Consider the following 20,475-nt stretch of genomic DNA (forward strand, 5'->3'; position numbering starts at 1 on the left):
TATAGTCAGGTTATCACTTAGCTGTGACTTGAACGCAACAAAAAAGACGTTGCGTTATTTTTAAGGATCGAGGAGGGAAATCCATGAAAAACAAATTCACCTTGAGTTGTATTGCCTTGAGCTTGCTATTGACGGGGTGTGGCTCAGACGATTCATCTGTAGAGGTTCCAATAAATGATAACTCTGGAGATAAAACCACTGATATCGATAAGGTACCTGTGATCGCAGACATTGCGGATGTGACCGTCGATGAAAAGGCGACAGCAACAATAGTGGCAGATGTTGAAGATGATGGTGAGGTGACTTTTACTTGGGAGCAAATCAGCGGCCCTGATCTGATTTTAGAGGAGGCTAATAGCGATGAGCTTGTTATTACTGCTCCAGCTACAACAGACAATGAAGTGGCAAAACTGCGCTTAACAGTGACCGACGTCAGTGAACAAACGGCTACTACAGACGTCACCGTAAACATTAATCAGCTGTTCAACCAAGTCACGTTAGTGGGTAAGGTAATTGGTGTTGACCTAGCAGGGGGGACTGTTACCGCTCAGTATGGTGAAAATGAAAACAACAGTGTTGCGCAAATTGATGAAGAGGGTGAATATAGCGTTTCCTTAAAGCAAGACGATGACGAGTCAACTTCAGCTGTTGTCTCTTTATATGCACAAGGTAGCGATGATAAAAGTACCATTGCGCTGCAATCTTACACTTCAAGTTTTGCTTCTTTACAATCTCAAGCAGGTGACGACAACATACTGTCATTTGATGAACTTACACAATTACAACTATCACCCTTTAGCAGTGCAACGGCAGCTTTATTGGAAGCACATAATGGCGATACCATCAACAATTTGGAACAGTTGCAACAAAGTTCGTTCAGCATTGATCATGAGCATAGAATGAATAGCGCAATTGTTTATCAAATATATTTAGATGAGCAAAATTTCACTGATGATCCACCTCCTGCAGCTAGCAGTTTTACAAGTGACGTTAACGCGGTGTCAACCCCAACAGCACAAACCTCTCTAGACTGGCTCAAAGATCCCGAGGAGTTTGGTCAATACTTGAATGAAAAACTGGGTTCCCCAGAGTATGTTGAGGCTAAAGCAAAATTGCTTGAAACCGAGCAGTTGAATGTTATTTCCTCGGTCCCTGAGGTACTGTACTTACCAGACTATTTTTATTTTCCTGGTGGCGGAGGAACTAAGATCACCTTCAACTCTGACGGCACAGGGACCGCTTCAATAGGCAAGCACGCTGATTCGATGAAGTGGGTATTTGAAGAGGGTTTAATTACCATAACTCCTCAAGAAGAGCGTTTGCTAAAATCAAGTTTTACCGTTTTTCGAACTGATAAACAAGGCAATAAAACTGAGGTAACCATTACCGAGTGGCTGGATACTATAACGATTAGTTTAACTGATCTTGGCCATACAGCACTGAGTGCTGAAATAAAAATGAGTAAGAGTAGGGAATACTCCAACAGGGCTGGGGAAGTTACGAGTTATACCCTTACTTCACAAAATGCTGCGTATAGTAGTGAACACCACCAAGCGGTGGACATTACCTCTGGCCAAACCATCAGTTTGCCGTTACTTAGCTTTAATAATTTAATCGAAAATGCAAGCTTCAGTTCGGCATTATTCACATTTGATAACACCAATAGTGGCACACTTCATTTATTAAATGATGAAACCGTTTCCTACAATTGGCAGTACTTGGGGCAAGGTGTAAATAAAAAAGTAGTAATAGATGTACCGACGTTAGACCTTAACTTTGAATTTCAGCTGCTAACGCCACAAGCTAGCCGTTATATGGTTTATGGTAAAGCGCAACAGTCAAATGAGTCTAGAACTATAGTCGGAACGGCTTATAATTTAGAACCGGAAGCTAACTGGGTTAAAGAAGAAGTCGTAGGCGTATGGAGTAGACTGTATGCTGGGAGGAATTTTGATTCGTTTTGGTATGAGCTCTATGATGATGGTAAGTCTTACTCTGTTAGAACCTATGACTCCAATAACGATGGATTACTGAGCGAGGCTGAGGTCAATATTGATCACGGTCGCTGGCAATTAGATAATGGTGAGCTCACGCTTGATAGCTATCAGGATCCCAATTGTACCTATGTAGGTTGTCAGCTGGAGAGTTCAAGAACTTTTACCATTTTAAGTAAAACGCCGTATAAACGTACCGTCCTTGAAGAAGTAAGTTTTGCTGATGGTTGGTCTGCTCAAAAAACCTTTGACTTAACCACTCATACCGCTCGTCCGTTCAGCCAATACCTGCCTGAGTCATTGATTGGTACTGTGCTACCACAGTTTGCACCTAATCATCATGTTCCAAATTTGGTTGATGTGGAGTCATTAATTGATAAAGAGCTCTATACCCTCGAACATGATAACTGGAGTAACCAAGAGGTCAGTTCACTCTATTTAGAGCAAGGAGGAGAGTTTACTTATTCAGGTACTCAGAACATCACTGGAGATTACGAGTTTAAAGCAGACCACCGTGTTCGTTTAGAGGTTGATGAAAGCAGTTGGTATTTTGCTACTTTAGCAAAGCAGGATAGTACGTATCTTAGCGGTTTGGATGGTAATGTAAGTCCATATTTCACCCTCAAAAACAGCGCTGAGAGCTACGCAGAGGCTGTTAAGCTAAAGGAACCAGTAGCCTCGTTTAAAGACTTACAAGAACAGGCTATTTTTATGGCTGATAGAAGTCGCGAAGGTGATTGGGTTATTACCTACCTTATTATAAATGAAGAAACGATTACGGTGTACGACGATGCTGATTTTAGCGACGTACAAGCAACGATGAACTACACTCAGAATGAAGATGGCAGTGTAATTGTTTCGGGTAATAAATTGTTTATTGCACAGCATAATAGTCAGTTTAGTACAGTAATAACTGTTGATGGCGATGGTAGAGATTTTAATTACTTCTTTTATACAGCCGAACAAGTTAATAACTTTGTAGAAGCGGCAAACCAATTACAGGCACTGGCATCACACTAGTTCTTGCTTCGCTTTACCATAAGAGTAAAGCTTAGACATCCGCGACTAAAGCCTAAGTTTACTTAGGCTTTTTTGATCATCGCCCATGATTGAGTAAGGCTTTTAGCTTGGCCGGCTTCACCGGTTTTGAGAGGTAATGAATTTGCGCTTGTTTGGCTTTTAGCTTCACCTCTTCATCTCTTACTGCAGTGATCAAGATAGCGGGCGTATCGTCTTGCCAAATCTCTCTTAGCTTTAAGATCAGTGAAATGCCATCCATATCATGGTTGAGTTGGTAATCCATCAAAATGACATCTGGCGCGGTGTGAGAGCTGGCGTATTCAATAGCGTCTTCAACTTGGGTGATAAGAGTGTGGTGACAATGCCATTTGGCGAGCAAGCTGGCCATGGCTTCGAGGTTTTTCGGGTCGTCATCAATGGCCACTACCTTAAGCTCGGTTTTATTTTGTGGTTTTTGGCTGACATTGTCTTTTTGCTGCAGCAACTCTGGGTTGCCAAATGGAATATCAATACTAAAGCGACTGCCTTTGCCCACTTCTGAACTGACTTCAATGTGGATAGAAAGCAGATCGCATAGCCGTTTCACCACGCCAAGCCCCAGACCGATGCCTTTATTATCACCGGCCTGAATACGGTAAAAGTCATTAAATATTTTGTTTTGCTCATGCGTTGAGATCCCAGGGCCGGTATCCCACACTTCCAATCTCAAGCTGTGTTTGCGTTTTCGACAGGCGATCAGCACCTTACCAGACTCGGTATATTTAACGGCATTCGAAACAAGGTTTTGAATAATACGGCGCAGATAGGTGGTATCGCTGTGCACTACGCTATGACTACTGCGCACTCTAAGTTGTAAGCCTTTGTCTTTGGAGATAATGGTGTATTCATTCACCAGAGGCTGCAAAATATCGTCAATATTAAAGTGTCTGGGCGAGGGTTTCATGGCACCTTGTTCGAGCTTAGCGATATCGAGTAATGCGCTCATTAGGTGCACGGTCGAATCGAGGCTGTCACCGAGCTTATCAAAGTTGCCTTGGTCGCGTTGTTGTAAACTTTGACTATCAATGGCACCGAGGTACAGTCTGGCCGCATTTAACGGTTGTAAAATGTCATGGCTGGCTAAGGCCAAAAAGCGTGTTTTACTTTCATTGGCTTGTTCGGCTTCTTTTTTAGCTGCCATTAAGGCTTGTTCGGTTTCTTGGCGGCTGGCAATTTCGGCTTTGAGATCTAAGTTAATGGCGCGGATCTCTTGGGTTCTGGCCTCAATGCGGTTTTCCAGATCCATGTTGATTTCTTCCAGCGCGTTTTGCGTTTCAATGTGGCTGGTGATATCAGCAAAGCTGGTTACAAAGCCGCCTTCTGGTAATGGGTTTCCCGTCATTTCAAACACCTGGCCATTGCGGCGATGACGAATAAAGTGATGTGGCGTGCCATTTTTTAAGTGTTGTACGCGCTTTTCCACGTGTTTTTCAATTTCACCTGGGCCACATTCGCCGCGCTCAGCGTTAAAGCGGATAATCTCTTGAATGGGCTGGCCTACTTCTAAAAAGCCATCTGGGTAGGCAAACATTTCATTGTAGCGCTTATTCCAGGCAACCAGCTTTAGGTCTTTATCCACCACCGAAATACCATGGCTGAGGTTTTCCAATGAAGTGAATAGTAGGTTTTGGTTAAATTGCAGCGCTTGGGTGGTTTCATCAAAAAAGTTAACCACTTCTTCAAAGGCCATTTGTTTACCTGAAGAGACACTGCGGATCAGCGCTTGGGCTGACGAAGCCCCCAATACCCCGGTTAGAGCACGTTCACAAAAGGAAATGAACTCAGGTGAGGGCAGAGCATCGTTTTCATCGAGCTCATTATTTTGGGTGTAATGGCCCAGCAACTGCTGACTGCGCTGAACCCCTAAAAAGGTTTGTAGCAGGATTTTAAAGTCATACACGGTGGCTTTAACTTGCTTATTAAGCCGCTTGGTGAGCGTGGCTTGATCTTTGGGGTTAACAAAAGCGGCGGCTTGAATTTTGTCTACTAAGCGCTCTTGGGCACCGAGTGAAAAAGTAATATAACAGCTGACATTGGCCAGTAATGCCAGCAGGGTGCCGCGCGTTATAATGGTTTGCCGTAATTCGAAGTCTAGTAAGTTGCCCGCTTCTAAGATAGGAAACATTAAAAACAGCATCCAACAGATAAAACCTGCGACCAGTCCGGCATAAACACCATAAGCATGACCTTTACGCCAATATAGCCCTCCGACAATAGCAGGCAGCAGTTGGGTGACCAAAGAAAAAGCCACTAAGCCCATGTTTGCTAGTGCTTCACCATGACCAAACCACTGTTGATACATGTAAGCCAGTAATAAAATAGCGGCAATAACAAAACGCCTAACCAGTAATATTTGGTTTTTAAAGCTGCTATCGAGAATGTTTCTCTTAAACTTGCGCTTGAATAATAATGGCAAAATAACATCATTCGAGAGCATGGTACTGAGTGTTAAGGTTGCCACTACTATCATGGCGGTGGCGGCAGACAAGCCACCAATAAATACAATGGTGGCTAAAATGGGGTGGTCCATCATGATAGGCAGGGCTAAAACAAAACTATCTGGTGCCGCACCGTGGCCAATACCAGGGTGAATAGCCGCGCTGGCGATGGGGACTATCATGGCGGCGATCAGCAGCAAGTAAAGTGTAAAGGCCCAGCGAGCCGTTTTTAAATGCGCGGTGTTATGGTTGTCGACCACCACCACATGGAATTGCCGTGGTAAACAAACGATGGCGGCGGCGGCCATCAATGTTTGGCCAATAAAGTTAAAATTTAAAAAGTTAAACGACTGCCAGTGACTACTTAACTCGGCCATGGAGTCTGGCATATAACTTAAAGATTGCCAGGCTAAAAACGCCACAATGGCCAGGGCCAATAACTTAACTAAAGATTCAAATGCCACCGCCAGCATCAGGCCGGAGCGATACTCGGTGACATCGACCTTGCGAGTACCAAAGAAAATCGCGAATAAGGCCATTAACAAGGTTCCCACTAAGGCTATCGCTGCTCCCGACACTTGCTCTCCTTGTTGTAGCAATAAAAAGCTGCTGCTAAGCGCTTTTAGCTGCAATGCGATATAGGGAATGGTTGCTAATAACGCAATCATGGTTACCATCACCGCCGTGGTTTGTCGTTTGCCGTAGCGGGCCGAAATAAAGTCGGCAATGGTGGTGATATTTTGTTTTTTACTGACCAAAATAAGCTTGCGCAAAAAGCCATGACCAAACATAAACAGCAGCGCAGGGCCGAGCAAAATAGGCAGGTAATGCCAGCTACTGGTTGCGGCGGTGCCCACTGAACCATAATAGGTCCAAGAGGTACAGTAAATCCCCAAAGAAAACGCATAGACAAATGGGTGGTGACTAATTTTAAGCGCCCTTGGGGTGGTTTTATCCCCCCAGTTGGCAAGCCAAAATAACACCCCGATGTATGCCGCGGCCACAAGTAACAGAATGATGGTCATAGTAAACAAGCTGTAATTGTTATTATTAAACTCATCATACCTTAGCAAACAAACGGTGTGCACAGTGAAATTGTCACTAAGATTTTTAGTTTGAAATTTAAAGTGTAATAATTTCAGGGTGTTATGTGTAATTAGGAGTCTTGTTAGCGGTTGCGTTTACAGTAAGTAAGACTAATGTCTACATGACTGCCATTTTTCTTTATCTACCAGCAATGAAACCATGGAAAATATGTAACCATATGTTTTATATAGCTATTGTGGGTTTTAATTACTGCGGTTTTAGCAGTTTACGTAAACGTTAACTAGCCGTTACGACTAAGGTCTCAATTTCATCTTGTTAAGCCATTGCTAATCTCAATAGGGTCAATTAACACAACCCGTTCACCTTGAACGTGTGATAGGAGATTTAAAATGGCTTTTAGAAGTGAAGAACAAGCAAAAGCATATTGGTCAGAAAATCTCGCCTTGATGTTTAAGCTACTGACTGTTTGGTTTGTCGTATCATTTGGATTCGGCATCCTGTTAGTCGATGTACTTAACGAGATCCGTTTTTTTGGTTTTAAACTCGGATTTTGGTTCTCGCAACAAGGCGCAATTTATACCTTTGTCGCGTTAATTTTTGTCTACGTTTCAAAAATGAATGCGCTAGATAAAAAATACGGCGTAGACGAGTAAGGAGCTAAACGATGGATGTTCAAATTTTAACTTTTATTATCGTCGGTCTTAGCTTTGCGATGTATATCGGCATTGCGATTTGGGCAAGAGCCGGATCTACCAACGAATTCTATGTTGCAGGCGGCGGTGTACCACCGGTTGCTAATGGCATGGCAACGGCTGCTGACTGGATGAGTGCGGCGTCGTTTATTTCAATGGCGGGGATCATCTCCTTCGCCGGTTACGATGGTGGTGTATACCTGATGGGTTGGACCGGTGGTTATGTACTACTGGCCCTGTGCCTTGCGCCTTACCTACGTAAGTTTGGTAAATTCACGGTGCCAGACTTCATTGGTGACCGCTACTATTCACAGGTTGCTCGCGTAGTGGCGATCTTGTGTGCCATCTTTATCTGTTTCACCTACATCGCAGGTCAAATGCGTGGTGTTGGGGTCGTGTTCTCTCGCTTCTTAGAAGTCGACATTGAAACCGGTGTTTACATCGGCATGGTTATCGTATTCTTCTACGCGGTACTTGGCGGTATGAAAGGCATCACCTACACCCAGGTTGCACAGTATTGCGTATTGGTTTTTGCATACCTGGTTCCTGCTATCTTTATTTCCTTGATGATGACAGGTCACTTACTACCACAAACGGGTTTTGGGGCTACCTTAGCTGATGGCTCTGGTAATTACATGCTCGACAAGCTCGATGGTCTCACCACCGAACTTGGCTTTGCCCAATATACTGAAGGCTCTAAGAGTATGGTAGATGTGTTTGCTATTACCGCAGCGCTAATGGTGGGTACTGCCGGCTTACCACACGTTATCGTACGCTTTTTCACCGTGCCACGAGTAAAAGATACGCGTATCTCAGCGGCATGGACATTGGTCTTCATCGCTATTGTTTACACAACGGCTCCTGCTGTGGCGTCATTCGCTCGAGTTAACATGATTGACACCATTAACGGTAAAGACGGCAGTGGTACCGCTTATGCGGATGCACCACAATGGGTGAAAAACTGGGAAAGAACCGGCCTTATCGAATTTAATGATAAAAACGGTGACGGCAAAATGCAGTACTCAGCAGGTAGCATCAATGATCCTGCAAGTGCCAACGAAGTGAAAGTAGACCGTGACATCATGGTATTGGCAAACCCAGAAATTGCGGATTTACCAGCATGGGTGATTGCACTGGTTGCAGCCGGTGGTATTGCCGCGGCACTGTCAACCACGGCAGGTCTACTACTGGTTATTTCAACGTCGGTGTCTCATGACTTACTAAAACGCACCTTAAAGCCAGATATTAACGATAAGCAAGAGCTCCTTGCAGCCCGTTTAGCAGCAATGACGGCAATTGGTATCTCTGCTTACTTTGGTATCAACCCGCCTGGATTTGTGGCATCGGTGGTGGCGTTCGCCTTCGGCTTAGCCGCAGCGAGCTTCTTCCCAGCAATTATCATGGGTATTTTCTCTAAACGCATGAATAAAGAAGGGGCCATCGCAGGTATGGTAACGGGTATTGGCTTTACTGCGGCTTATATCATTTACTTCAAGTTTGTTAGCCCTGAGCTGAATGCGCCGGCTAACTGGTTGTTTGGTATCTCACCAGAAGGCATCGGTATCATTGGTATGGTGATTAACTTTGTGGTGGCTGCCATTGTAATGAAGCTAACCGCAGAAACACCAGATGAAATCAAACTGATGGTAGAAGGGATCCGCAATCCTAAAGGCTCTAGCGCCGCCCAAGCTCACTAAGGAATAGATGAGTGAACATGCCCAGTAACCCGTCACTTGGTTACTGGGCAGTTTTGTTTTTATCCAAGCTATAACAAGCCTGTATTTGTAAGGATAACTATGACCCCCGAAATCCAAGATGTGTTGCAATTTGTTGAGCAACAAGCGCCATTTAGCGATCTTCCTGAGGCTGCGGCGAGTTATTTTGCCCGTCATATAGACATTGTTTATGTGACTAATGGCAATCAACAGGACTGGCTGCAAGATGGTAAGCCTAACCTCTACCTCATTCGCTCTGGTGTGATTGACTTGATTTCAGCCAAAGATGAAGTCATTGGTCGCATGAGTGAAGGAGACTATTTTGGTTATCCGTCTTTACTCACGGGGGATAGCATTCAAAATCGCATCGAGGTGCAAAAAGACAGTCTGGTTTACGTGTTGCCTGAATCTGGCTTTGATTATTTGCGCCGAGAATACAAAATGTTTGAGCAATATTTTGTTCGAGCCCACGCCAACCGTTTATTAGCGTCACGTTACAAACAGCAAAGTGAAACCTGGTCGGAGCGTAAAATTTCTGAACTGATGACCAAAGAAGCGGTGACCATAGCACCAACTGCCTCGATCCGAGAGGCGGCCAAGCTAATGAGTGAGCACCGAGTGTCGTCGATTATGGTTACTGAAGATGCCCAGCTGGTGGGGGTAGTCACAGACCGCGATTTACGTAATCGGGTACTTGCCGAAGATAAGGACCCCAGCGCACCTTTAGCTGAGATTATGACGGCACAGCCCAAGCACATTTTTGAAAATAACCGGGTGTTCTCAGCTTTGCACTTGATGCTAAAGCATAATATTCACCATTTACCGGTGCTAAACGAAGATTATAAGCCTTTGGGAATGTTAACTAGCACCGATTTGCTGCGCCAGCAAAAAAGCGATCCGGTGCAGTTAATTGGGCGCATTTATAAAGCTCAGAATTTATATGGAGTAAAACAGTGTGCTCAGGAAATCCCCGATCTGCTGCGGCAGTTTTCTCATCATATTGAAGACATTTCTTTAATTGGCAAACTGCTCAGTGGCTTAACCGACGCACTCACCGCCAGGCTAATTTACTTGTACCAAGAAGAGCATGGTAACGCACCTTGCCGTTTTGCTTGGATTTGCTTTGGCTCGCAAGCACGGGAAGAGCAAACCTTACATTCAGATCAAGACAATGGCTTATTACTGCCTGATAACATCAGTAACAGCGAGCGAGATTACTTTGCTGGACTGGGTCGTTTTGTGTGTGAGCAACTCAATGAGTGTGGTATTCAATCTTGCCCGGGCAATATTATGGCCAGCAACCCGGCATGTCGGGGTACGGTGAATGAATGGGTGGCACGCTTCTCTAAGTGGATCCTCTCGCCAACTCCCAAAGCCATGCTGAACTGTAAAATTTATTTTGATATGCGCTTTATTGATGGTGCCGGCGATTTATACAGTGCACTCAGTCAAGGTCTGGCTAATATCAGTAAGAATGAACTGTTTTATGCTGCCATGGCTACCGACATCAATACCAATTCAGTACCCATTGGTATTTTTCAGCAGTTTAAGTTAGAAACCGATAAAAGTAAGCATAAGTATCTCGACCTTAAAAAGCGTGGGGTGGCCATCATTAATGATGTAGTGCGACTTTATTCGTTAAAGGCAGTGGTGGCTCGAGCCAATACTTTGGAGCGTTTAGAAGCCTTAGCAAAGCATCAGCTACTGGCCAAAGAGGATGTGGAAAACTTAAAAGACTGCTGGCGATTTTTAACCCAGCTCAGACTTAAAACCCAAATTAATCGCGAGGGTTTGCCCGGCAACTGCATTAACCCAGAGAACCTTTCGTCGCTGGAGCGCCATCAACTCAAAGAGGCATTTTATTTGGTAAAACAAGCACAGCAAGCCAGTGCCTTTAAATTTGCGCGAGGTAGTTTGTAATTGATGAAATGGCTAACCAACTACTATAGCCAGTGGCAAACGAAACAGTTGCTAGTTGAGCAAGCTGAACTGGTGGTACTCGATTTGGAGCTAACCGGCTTAGACCCGCGACAACACGAAATTGTTTCAGTAGGCTGGCTACCAATAAAAGCCGGGCGTATTGCCGTTTCCAAAGCCCAGTATCACATCAATAAAGAAGTCACGGCATTAGCACAAAGTCCGGTGTACCATGGTATTGACGCTGATACAGTAGCTCAGGGTGAAACCATGACCACTATTTTGGCTGAATTACGCCAAGCGCTCACTGGCAAAGTATTGGTTTGTCATAATTTACCTATGGACTGGGGGTTTATTAAAGCGGCTATGCGCAAGCATCACATGACGATTAGGCCAAAGTTGTTGGTTGATACTTTAGCGCTCGAAAAGCGGCGAATATTACAGCAGGGCTATCCGCTTGCGCAAGATGCCTTAACCTTAAGTGCCTGCCGAGCGCGCTATGGTTTGCCGGCACAGCGCTCACAACATAATGCCTTAAGTGATGCCCTAGCGACCGCCGAGTTATTGCTGGCGCAAGTGCAGGCTATTTCCATTAACGGCAAATGTAAGGTCGCTGAGCTTACCTAGCATAGTGCAATAGCTAACTGAAAGCGCTGCTAAAAATTTACGCTAGCCCCTTACACATTTTATTCAGGTCGATTACAATAGCGCCATCAAAGCGGAGGGGAACTTTCGTACTTGCGACTTAATGGATTTTCAACTCAATGACAATCAAGCTTGCAATCAATGGCTTTGGTCGGATCGGGCGCAATATCGTCAGAGCGCTGTATGAATCTGGCCGTCAACACGATATTAAAATCGTTGCTATCAATGAGCTGGCAGACCCAGATGGCATTGCCCATTTACTTAAATACGACACCTCCCATGGGCGTTTTGCCTACCCCGTTTCGCTGACCGAATCTTTTTTAGATGTCAATGGCGATAAGATCCAATTGTTTAGCGAGCCGGATCCCAGTCACTTGCCTTGGCGTGCGCTAGAAGTCGATGTGGTGTTAGATTGCACTGGTGTGTATCACTCTCGCCAGCATGCATTGGCTCACATTCAAGCGGGTGCGAAGAAGGTTTTATTTTCCCATCCCGCCGACGCCGATGTTGATGCTACTGTGATTTACGGTATTAATGATGAGGTGTTGCAGTCTGACCATACTATTGTCTCTAATGGTTCTTGTACCACTAACTGTATTGTCCCTGTGATCAAAGTATTGGATGATAACTTTGGCATTGAGTCTGGTGCTATCACCACCATTCATGCCTCAATGCATGACCAGCAAGTGATAGACGCTTATCACAGCGATTTACGCCGAACTCGAGCTGCCAGCCAATCGATTATTCCAGTGGATACCAAGCTGGCACGCGGCATTGAGCGCATCTTGCCAAAATTTCATGGTCGTTTTGAGGCAATTGCGGTGCGCGTACCTACAATTAATGTAACGGCGATGGATTTGAGTGTGACCTTAGACAAAGAAGTCACTATTGCACAAGTGAACCGCGTGCTGCAGCAGTCGGAGGCGGGTCGCTTAGCGGGGATTTTAAGTTACACCGAAGAGCCGCTGGTATCGGTGGATTTTAATCATGATCCTCACTCTTGTATTATCGATGGCACGCAAACACGCGTCAGTCATAAGCGTTTGGTGAAATTATTAGTTTGGTGCGACAACGAGTGGGGGTTTGCCAACCGTATGCTCGATACCGCCAGCGCCATGATGCGAGCATCTTAAAAGCTACTCATCATTTGCTGGTAAGGCTGGTATAATATTCAGACTAATCGTGCAAAACGAAAAAGAAATAACAAAATAGCACTTAGGTTACAGGTTCTAAGCTCACAAAAATGTATCGTTCTTTAAGGAGATGTCCAATGTCAGTCATTAAGATGGCGGATTTAGATTTAAACGGTAAGCGCGTATTGATCCGCGAAGACCTAAATGTGCCAATTAAAGATGGCAAAGTTGCGTCAGATGCGCGCATTCGTGCAGCCCTTCCAACCATCAAGCTGGCCTTAGAAAAAGGCGCTAAAGTGATGGTGATGTCTCACCTTGGGCGTCCAACTGAGGGCGAATATGATGGCCAATATTCACTACAGCCGGTGGTGGATTACCTAAACGATGCACTGTCACAAACGGTACGTCTGGAGAAAGACTATTTAAATGGCGTAACCGTTGCAGCAGATGAAGTGGTTGTATTTGAAAACGTACGCTTTAATGTTGGCGAGAAAAAAGATGACGAAACACTGGCCAAACAGTTGGCAGCGTTATGTGACGTGTATGTGATGGATGCCTTTGGTACCGCTCACCGCGCGCAAGCATCTACCCATGGTGTGGGTTTGTTCGCTGAGGTTGCATGTGCTGGGCCATTACTGGCCGCTGAGCTAGAGGCACTAGGTAAAGCGTTAGATAATCCTGCACGTCCATTGGTGGCAATTGTCGGTGGGTCAAAAGTATCGACTAAGCTAACCGTACTTGATTCACTGTCTAAGGTGGTCGACCAACTGGTTACTGGTGGTGGTATTGCCAATACCTTTATTGCCGCAGCGGGGCACCCAGTAGGCAAATCGCTTTACGAAGCCGACTTAATGACAGAAGCGAATAAGCTTAGCGATGCCGCTAAAGCCAATAATGGTGAAATTCCTGTGCCCAGTGATGTGGTGGTTGGTAATGAGTTTTCTGAAACTGCGGTGGCTACCATTAAAGATGTCAACGAAGTGACCGATGAAGACATGATTTTTGATATCGGCCCAGACACCGCAACTAAACTGGCAGACATTATCGCTAAAGCGGGCACCGTGGTTTGGAATGGTCCTGTAGGCGTATTTGAATTTGATCAATTCGGCAACGGTACGGAAGCCATCGCTAACGCTATCGCTAAGTCTTCGGCGTTCTCAATCGCTGGTGGCGGTGATACTCTCGCGGCAATAGACAAATACGGTGTTGAAAAAGACATTTCATACATCTCAACCGGTGGTGGTGCATTCCTAGAATTCTTGGAAGGCAAAACCCTACCTGCGGTTGCCATGTTAGAGCAACGCGCAAAAAGTTAATCAGTATAGGGGGTAGCAATCATGCTGCCTCTTTTGTTTGTAGCGGTCGCCGCTCTCTCACAAATAGGCGGCCTGCTTATGAAGCGTAGCTTCAGGTTAGTTTCGTGCTAACCAACACCAATAATAATTGGTGAGTAAATATTATCCCGTTCAAACCGATAGCAGTGGCTATCAACAATTGGAGAAAGCAATATGGCTTTAATCAGTATGCGTCAACTACTCGATCATGCCGCAGAGCATGGTTATGGCGTTCCGGCATTTAACGTGAACAACCAAGAGCAAATGCGTGCGATTATGGAAGCAGCTGACAAGACTAACAGCCCTGTGATCGTTCAAGGTTCTGCCGGTGCGCGTAAATATGCTGGCGCCCCATTTATTCGTCACATGATTCTAGCCGCTGTGGAAGAGTGGCCTCATATTCCAGTTGTCATGCACCAAGATCACGGCACCTCTCCTGCGGTATGCCAGCGCTCAATTCAATTAGGCTTTTCATCAGTGATGATGGACGGCTCGTTATTGGAAGACGGTAAAACGCCTTCAAGCTACGATTACAATGTTGATGTGACCAAGCGCACCGTTGAGATGGCGCACGCGTGTGGGGTATCTGTAGAAGGTGAGCTGGGGGTTTTGGGCTCATTGGAAACGGGTGAAGCCGGTGAAGAGGATGGCATTGGTGCTGAAGGTAAGTTAACTCAAGATCAGCTCCTGACTGATCCGGAAGAAGCAGCCGATTTCGTAAAGAAAACCAATGTTGATGCCCTGGCCATTGCCTGTGGCACTTCTCACGGTGCTTACAAGTTTACGCGCCCACCAACGGGTGACATCTTAGCGATTGATCGTATTAAAGAAATTCATGCCCGTATTCCTGACACGCATTTAGTAATGCACGGTTCTTCTTCAGTTCCACAAGATTGGCTTGCAGTGATCAATGAGTTTGGTGGTGAGATTCCAGAAACTTATGGTGTGCCAGTTGAGCAAATCGTAGAAGGGATCAAACACGGGGTGCGTAAGGTAAACATCGATACCGATCTGCGTTTAGCGTCGACCGGTGCTATTCGTCGTCACTTAGCTCATAACCCAAGTAACTTTGATCCGCGTAAGTTCTTGGCGGAAGCAACTAAGGCAATGACAGAGATCTGTGTTGCTCGTTACGAAGCATTTGGCACCGCAGGTAATGCTGCTAAGATCAAACCTATTTCTTTAGACGATATGCATCTGAAGTACTTATCAGGTGAACTTGATCCTAAAGTGAAGTAATAACAGTAATAGCTGCTATTGCTAGCTTATAAAGTGTGATCATCAATCCCAATTAGTGACTCATACTGGGATCATTGCTTTACTAAGTAGGCAAATGATCCCTCGTAATAGGCCTCCATTTAGGAGGCCTTTTTAATCCAAAAAGCATTTCACATCAGTGTATTATCATATTTCATAAGCAATAAGCTAGGAGCGATGATCGCCTGTTTAGCTCTCAGCTAAGTTACTGATATCAACACCTACCTTTTAATTACGGATCGCTATTTTACTGGCTGACATGATTCAGATCAGGGTTATACCAAGTGGGATCAGGGTTATACCAAGTGGGATCAGGGTTATATCAACTGCCAAGGTGATCCAATGCAAAGATCAATCAGTTAGCAATATGTATCGCCATAAAGATCAGTATTTTACCAGCTCTGTTTGCGGTTCTAGGCCTTCATGTAGGTAAAATCCTGATCCTTATAATGATCGCTTAGTAAAAAGCTGATCTCTTGCTCAGTTCATCGCCACAGTTAATAAAACACTGATCCATGATCAGCGCCTTGATCTCTTACCAAAATTGACTAGCTTTAAATTAAACGAGCTGGTAATTAATAACGCTAATAAAATCCTTCCTCAGCTTAAACTGCGTGTTCTCTTTCGATGGTGAGTTTAAATGAAAATAACGAATTGCTCTGTGCTGTTAGGTTTTACCATGATGCCATTTTTAGTGGCCGCTAACGACGCGGTTACTTTATATGGTCGTGCTCATTTAGGAGTACAAAACACTGATAAGTCTGGAGAAAGGGAAACAAACATTGAAAGCTATAATTCCCGTTTGGGGGTTAAAGGCGATGCCAGTTTGGACTCCGGTTTAGAGGTTTTCTACCGCTTTGAGTTTAACGTCGAAGTGTCAGACGATAATGGCAGTGACAACATTACAGCCCGTTCTCAATATGTTGGCTTGCGAGGTGATTATGGCGAAGTATTAGTCGGTCGCAATGATACTCCGCTAAAGAAGTCCCAGGGTAAAACAGACTTGATGAATGAGTTTTCTGGCGACATCAAAACCTTTTTCGTCGGTGATAATCGTCTTGGTGATACTATCCAATACACCACACCAGCGCTTAACCATTTGAAGTTTACAGTTAGCTACATTGCCGAAGAAAACAGTAAGCAGCAAGGCGAATCTGGCCTGTCGATGGCAGCCAGTTATGGCGATAGTAAGCTCAAGCAAACCAATGTCTATGTCGCCCTAGCTCATGACAGCGAGGTGGCGGGGCAAGATATCAACCGCGTTACGGTGCAAGGTAAGCTCGACGAATTAAAGCTCGGCGCCATGTATCAGCAAAGTGAAGCGTTAGCGAGTAACGAAGACGTTGATAGCTACATGGTCAGCGCTTCTTATCAAATCAATAGTTATACTTTATTAGCACAATACCAAGGCGCGGATGGCGCTACTGGCAAACTCAAAGATTCCGGCAGTGCGGCATCACTGGGGGTAGAGAAAAGCTTTACCAAACAAGCGCGAATGTATCTATGGTATTCCAAGTTTTCACTAGACAATAAGCCGGACTTTGATGCCATGGCGGTGACCTTAAGATATGATTTTTAACGTTTTAAGAAATTTTATTTGTATAATCACGAAATTAATAAATTAGTGCTGTTCCAGTAAAAAATCTTATTATTAATCATGTAATTACACTGGGTACAAGCGTTCCTTTGTCACTAAAAAAGAGATTTTTTTTGGTGACTTTGATGTTTACGCGTTACACTTTCATAAAAATGTCACAGTAAGTCATAATAATGACATCAACAACATCGGTAACGAGAGAACATTGGGAATGTCACGTAAAGTACTTGTAGTTGATGATGAAGCACCTATCAGAGAGATGTTGGTGTTTGTGTTGGAACAAAATGGTTTTCAGGCCATTGAAGCAGAAGATTACGATTCGGCCTTAGCCGCTATGGTAGAACCGTATCCAGATTTAGTTCTGCTTGATTGGATGTTACCCGGCGGAAGTGGTATTCAAATAGCGAAAAAGTTTAAGCAAAGTGAGTATACCCGCTCCATTCCAATCATCATGCTCACTGCTCGCGGTGAAGAAGAGGATAAAGTTAAAGGATTAGAAGTTGGTGCTGACGACTATGTGACTAAACCTTTCTCTCCAAAAGAATTAATGGCGCGTATTAAAGCGGTAATGCGACGTGTTTCACCAACCTCGTTGGAAGAAGCAATTGAAGTCCACGGCCTGCGCCTAGACCCGATTTCACACCGTGTTACCTCGGCGGGCACTGAACTGGACATGGGACCGACTGAATTTCGCTTACTGCACTTTTTTATGACACACCCTGAACGCGTGTACAGTCGTGAACAGTTGCTGGATCATGTTTGGGGAACGAATGTTTATGTTGAAGACCGAACCGTGGATGTACATATACGTCGCCTGCGCAAAGCAATCGCACCACTTGGGCACGATCGTTTAGTGCAAACGGTACGCGGTGCTGGGTATCGCTTTTCTAGTAAAGTATAAAAACAGCTTGTTTAGAGCAAGCGTTATTAAGGTTAAAACTATTTCGCTATTGATTCTAAACAATTTTTATTTCAACCAGTTAAGCAATAAAATCGCTCGGCCTATGCCGAGTAATGCTGCGTATTACACTAAGTTGTATGGTATAACACTGGTCGGTTTAAATCGTTTTTCCAAGGGCGCGGTGAATCGATGGCTGCGCCACAATGGACTTAGTCTATGTATCGAGTGATTGACAAGCAGGCGCTGATCAGACGCCTGTTTTTGTATTTCTTACCCTTGGCGTTAATTGGTTATTTAGTTAGCGCACCTTTCCTTTTTCTATTTATTGGCGCCTTTGTTTTACTGGTTTGGCATTATAAGCAACTATATCGCTTAAGTGACTGGCTATTGAATCAGCGCAGCTTTAATCCGCCAGAAGGAAAAGGCGCTTGGGAGCAGGTATTTGAAGGCATATACCAACTACAGTTACGTAACCGCAAAAAACGCAACGAACTGGCTGAGCTGATCCGACGCTTTCGTGAAGGGGCGGAAGCCATTCCAGACGCTGTGGTGGTGCTACAACAAGACCTCAGTATTGTCTGGTGTAACCAGCTTGCCCTTAATGTATTGGGTCTACAATGGCCAACCGATCACGGTCAGCGCCTTGATAACCTCATTCGTGACCCAAAATTTGTCAAATACATTCATGCTCACCAGTTTGAAGAGCCGCTTGAGTTAGAGACTGGGCTTGCTCATGAGCAAGTATTAGAAATTCGAGTTATGCCCTACGCTGAGCAACTGATGCTGGTTGCCAGAGACATTAGCCGCTTAAAGCAGCTAGAACAAATGCGCAAAGACTTTGTCGCCAATGTGTCCCATGAGCTAAGAACGCCTTTGACAGTGATGGCAGGGTATCTAGAGATGATGGATAGCGATAACATGCCCCCGCCGGCAATGTGGAACAAAGCCCATGGCACCATGATTGATCAGTGTAAACGCATGGATGGCCTGGTTAACCAACTACTATCGCTGTCTCGCATTGAAGGGGCGAGAAAGCAAGATAATGACAAACCTGTTAATGTGCCGGCGATGCTACAACTTATCGAAACAGAAGCGCTCTCGTTAAATCAAGACAAGGGCCATGATATTAGCTTTGCTGTCGATGCCGAGTTAGACATTAAAGGGGCGGCCGATGAGCTAAGAAGCGCTTTCTCCAATTTAGTGTTTAACGCAATTCACTATACCAAACCGCAAGGCGTTATTAGGGTGCGTTGGTATCTTAACGATGGCATGGCCACCTTTAGTGTGGAGGATAATGGTGATGGTATTGCGCCTGAGCATATTAACAGGCTCACTGAGCGCTTCTACCGAGTGGACAAAGCTCGTAGTAGAAAAACCGGCGGCTCGGGACTTGGGCTGGCGATCACTAAGCACGTATTATCACGCCACGACTCAACATTACACATTGAAAGCCAGGTGGGTAAAGGTTCGCACTTTTGGTTCGCTTTCAACAAAGAAAAATGCAGTTTTATGACAAATGATGAAAGTCACAAAAGTGTAATACAAGAGTAATTTGATTGTCATTTAATGACTGCACAATGGCTCAGGTAAAATAACTGGGATGAACAACTGGAGTGACCCCGATGAAATTTAAAAGCTTAGTTGCCGCAATGGGTGTGGCTGTTACGACCTTAGTATCGACGCAAGTATCTGCATTAGATGAAAAGCTACCAGAGTACAACAAAACCAGTGGTATCTCAGGAAACTTCTCTTCTGTTGGCTCTGACACGCTTGCTAACATGATGACGTTTTGGGCAGAAGAATATAAAAGAATTTACCCTAACGTAAACATTCAAATTCAAGCTGCAGGTTCTTCTACTGCGCCACCGGCACTGACCGAAGCCACAGCAAACTTCGGTCCAATGAGCCGTAAAATGAAGTCTAAAGAGATTGAAGCGTTTGAAAAGCGCTATGGTTACAAACCAACAGAAGTTCGCGTTGCTATCGATGCGTTGGCTGTTTTTGTTCACAAAGACAACCCAATTGAAGGCTTGACCATTGAACAAGTTGATTCAATTTTCTCTTCAACTCGTAAATGTGGTGCTGCTTCGCAAGCGAATCGCTGGAGCGATATCGGCTTAACCGGTGACTGGGCGGCGAAAGATATTCAGCTTTACGGTCGTAACTCGGTATCGGGAACTTACGGTTACTTCAAGAAAAAAGCACTGTGTAAAGGCGACTTCCGCAACAATGTTAACGAGCAGCCTGGTTCGGCGTCGGTAGTACAGTCTATTTCTTCATCGGTAAATGCCATTGGTTACTCAGGCATTGGCTATAAGACGTCTGGTGTTCGCACTGTACCACTAGCGAAGAAAGGCACTAACTTTGTTGATGCTACTTTAGAAAACGTAGCCACTGGTAAGTACCCACTATCACGCTTCTTATACGTATACGTAAACAAGCACCCAAATAAACCATTGTCACCAATTGAAGCTGAATTTTTGAAAATGGTACTGTCAAAAACGGGTCAGAAAATCGTAGAAAAAGACGGCTATGTGCCGCTTTCAAGCCAAATGGCTACTCGTGAGCTGAAAAAGCTGGGCTTACTATAAGCCGCATTAAAGAACGTTTAATCAGTAAAAATGCCGCATTTTATGCGGCATTTTTTGTTTCGTATTGATAGCACAGAGCGGCTGTTTAAATACCTATGTTCCTTTATTGGGTTAAAAAGACAAACTTCTTACTAAATACAGGGAAAAAAGCTGGA

Annotated in this window: 13 protein-coding genes; 12 read left to right on the forward strand and 1 reads right to left on the reverse strand. The window is 44.7% G+C overall.

The features are described 5' to 3' along the window. Window positions 1-83: 83 nt before the first annotated feature. Window positions 84-3,014 (forward strand): PKD domain-containing protein, encoded by a 2,931-nt coding sequence (locus tag R3P39_RS16390; protein ID WP_336568822.1) that lies wholly within the window; start codon window positions 84-86, stop codon window positions 3,012-3,014. Between the two features lie 76 nt (window positions 3,015-3,090). Here R3P39_RS16390 and R3P39_RS16395 read toward each other — a convergent pair whose 3' ends face one another. Then, entirely contained in the window at window positions 3,091-6,516 is a 3,426-nt protein-coding gene (locus R3P39_RS16395; protein ID WP_336568823.1) for a PAS domain-containing hybrid sensor histidine kinase/response regulator, read from the reverse strand. Between the two features lie 411 nt (window positions 6,517-6,927). Here R3P39_RS16395 and R3P39_RS16400 point away from each other — a divergent pair, with 411 nt between their 5' ends. The 11 genes from R3P39_RS16400 (at window position 6,928) to R3P39_RS16450 (ending at window position 20,320) form a co-directional block, all read left to right on the forward strand. After that, on the forward strand, window positions 6,928-7,191 hold the full coding sequence (locus R3P39_RS16400; RefSeq protein ID WP_336568824.1) for a DUF4212 domain-containing protein: 264 nt from the start codon (window positions 6,928-6,930) through the stop codon (window positions 7,189-7,191). A gap of 11 nt (window positions 7,192-7,202) precedes the next feature. After that, complete coding sequence (locus R3P39_RS16405) at window positions 7,203-8,927, forward strand: sodium:solute symporter family protein (RefSeq protein ID WP_336568825.1); 1,725 nt, start codon at window positions 7,203-7,205, stop codon at window positions 8,925-8,927. A gap of 99 nt (window positions 8,928-9,026) precedes the next feature. Further along, window positions 9,027-10,865 (forward strand): DUF294 nucleotidyltransferase-like domain-containing protein, encoded by a 1,839-nt coding sequence (locus R3P39_RS16410; RefSeq protein WP_336568827.1) that lies wholly within the window; start codon window positions 9,027-9,029, stop codon window positions 10,863-10,865. Between the two features lie 3 nt (window positions 10,866-10,868). Then, on the forward strand, window positions 10,869-11,489 hold the full coding sequence (locus tag R3P39_RS16415; protein ID WP_336569340.1) for a 3'-5' exonuclease: 621 nt from the start codon (window positions 10,869-10,871) through the stop codon (window positions 11,487-11,489). A 137-nt stretch (window positions 11,490-11,626) separates the two neighbouring features. Further along, window positions 11,627-12,640: an erythrose-4-phosphate dehydrogenase gene (epd, locus tag R3P39_RS16420; RefSeq protein ID WP_336568829.1), complete on the forward strand. Its 1,014-nt coding sequence runs from the start codon at window positions 11,627-11,629 to the stop codon at window positions 12,638-12,640. Window positions 12,641-12,777: 137 nt separating this feature from the next. Next, a complete protein-coding gene (locus R3P39_RS16425; protein WP_336568830.1) occupies window positions 12,778-13,956 on the forward strand; it encodes a phosphoglycerate kinase in 1,179 nt (392 codons plus the stop codon). 192 nt (window positions 13,957-14,148) lie between these two features. Continuing rightward, entirely contained in the window at window positions 14,149-15,213 is a 1,065-nt protein-coding gene (gene fba / locus R3P39_RS16430; protein ID WP_336568831.1) for a class II fructose-bisphosphate aldolase, read from the forward strand. A gap of 658 nt (window positions 15,214-15,871) precedes the next feature. Then, window positions 15,872-16,810, forward strand: coding sequence for a porin (locus R3P39_RS16435; RefSeq protein ID WP_336568832.1), 939 nt, complete (start codon window positions 15,872-15,874; stop codon window positions 16,808-16,810). Between the two features lie 229 nt (window positions 16,811-17,039). Beyond that, on the forward strand, window positions 17,040-17,729 hold the full coding sequence (gene phoB, locus R3P39_RS16440; protein WP_336568833.1) for a phosphate regulon transcriptional regulator PhoB: 690 nt from the start codon (window positions 17,040-17,042) through the stop codon (window positions 17,727-17,729). Between the two features lie 216 nt (window positions 17,730-17,945). After that, window positions 17,946-19,280 carry a phosphate regulon sensor histidine kinase PhoR gene (phoR, locus tag R3P39_RS16445; protein ID WP_336568835.1) on the forward strand — a complete coding sequence of 445 codons (1,335 nt, stop codon included), beginning with the start codon at window positions 17,946-17,948 and terminating at the stop codon, window positions 19,278-19,280. Between the two features lie 71 nt (window positions 19,281-19,351). Beyond that, a complete protein-coding gene (locus R3P39_RS16450) occupies window positions 19,352-20,320 on the forward strand; it encodes a PstS family phosphate ABC transporter substrate-binding protein (protein ID WP_336568836.1) in 969 nt (322 codons plus the stop codon). The last annotated feature ends 155 nt before the right edge of the window (window positions 20,321-20,475 follow it).

The sequence above is a fragment of the Pseudoalteromonas sp. UG3-2 genome, assembly GCF_037120705.1.
Lineage (GTDB): Bacteria > Pseudomonadota > Gammaproteobacteria > Enterobacterales > Alteromonadaceae > Pseudoalteromonas.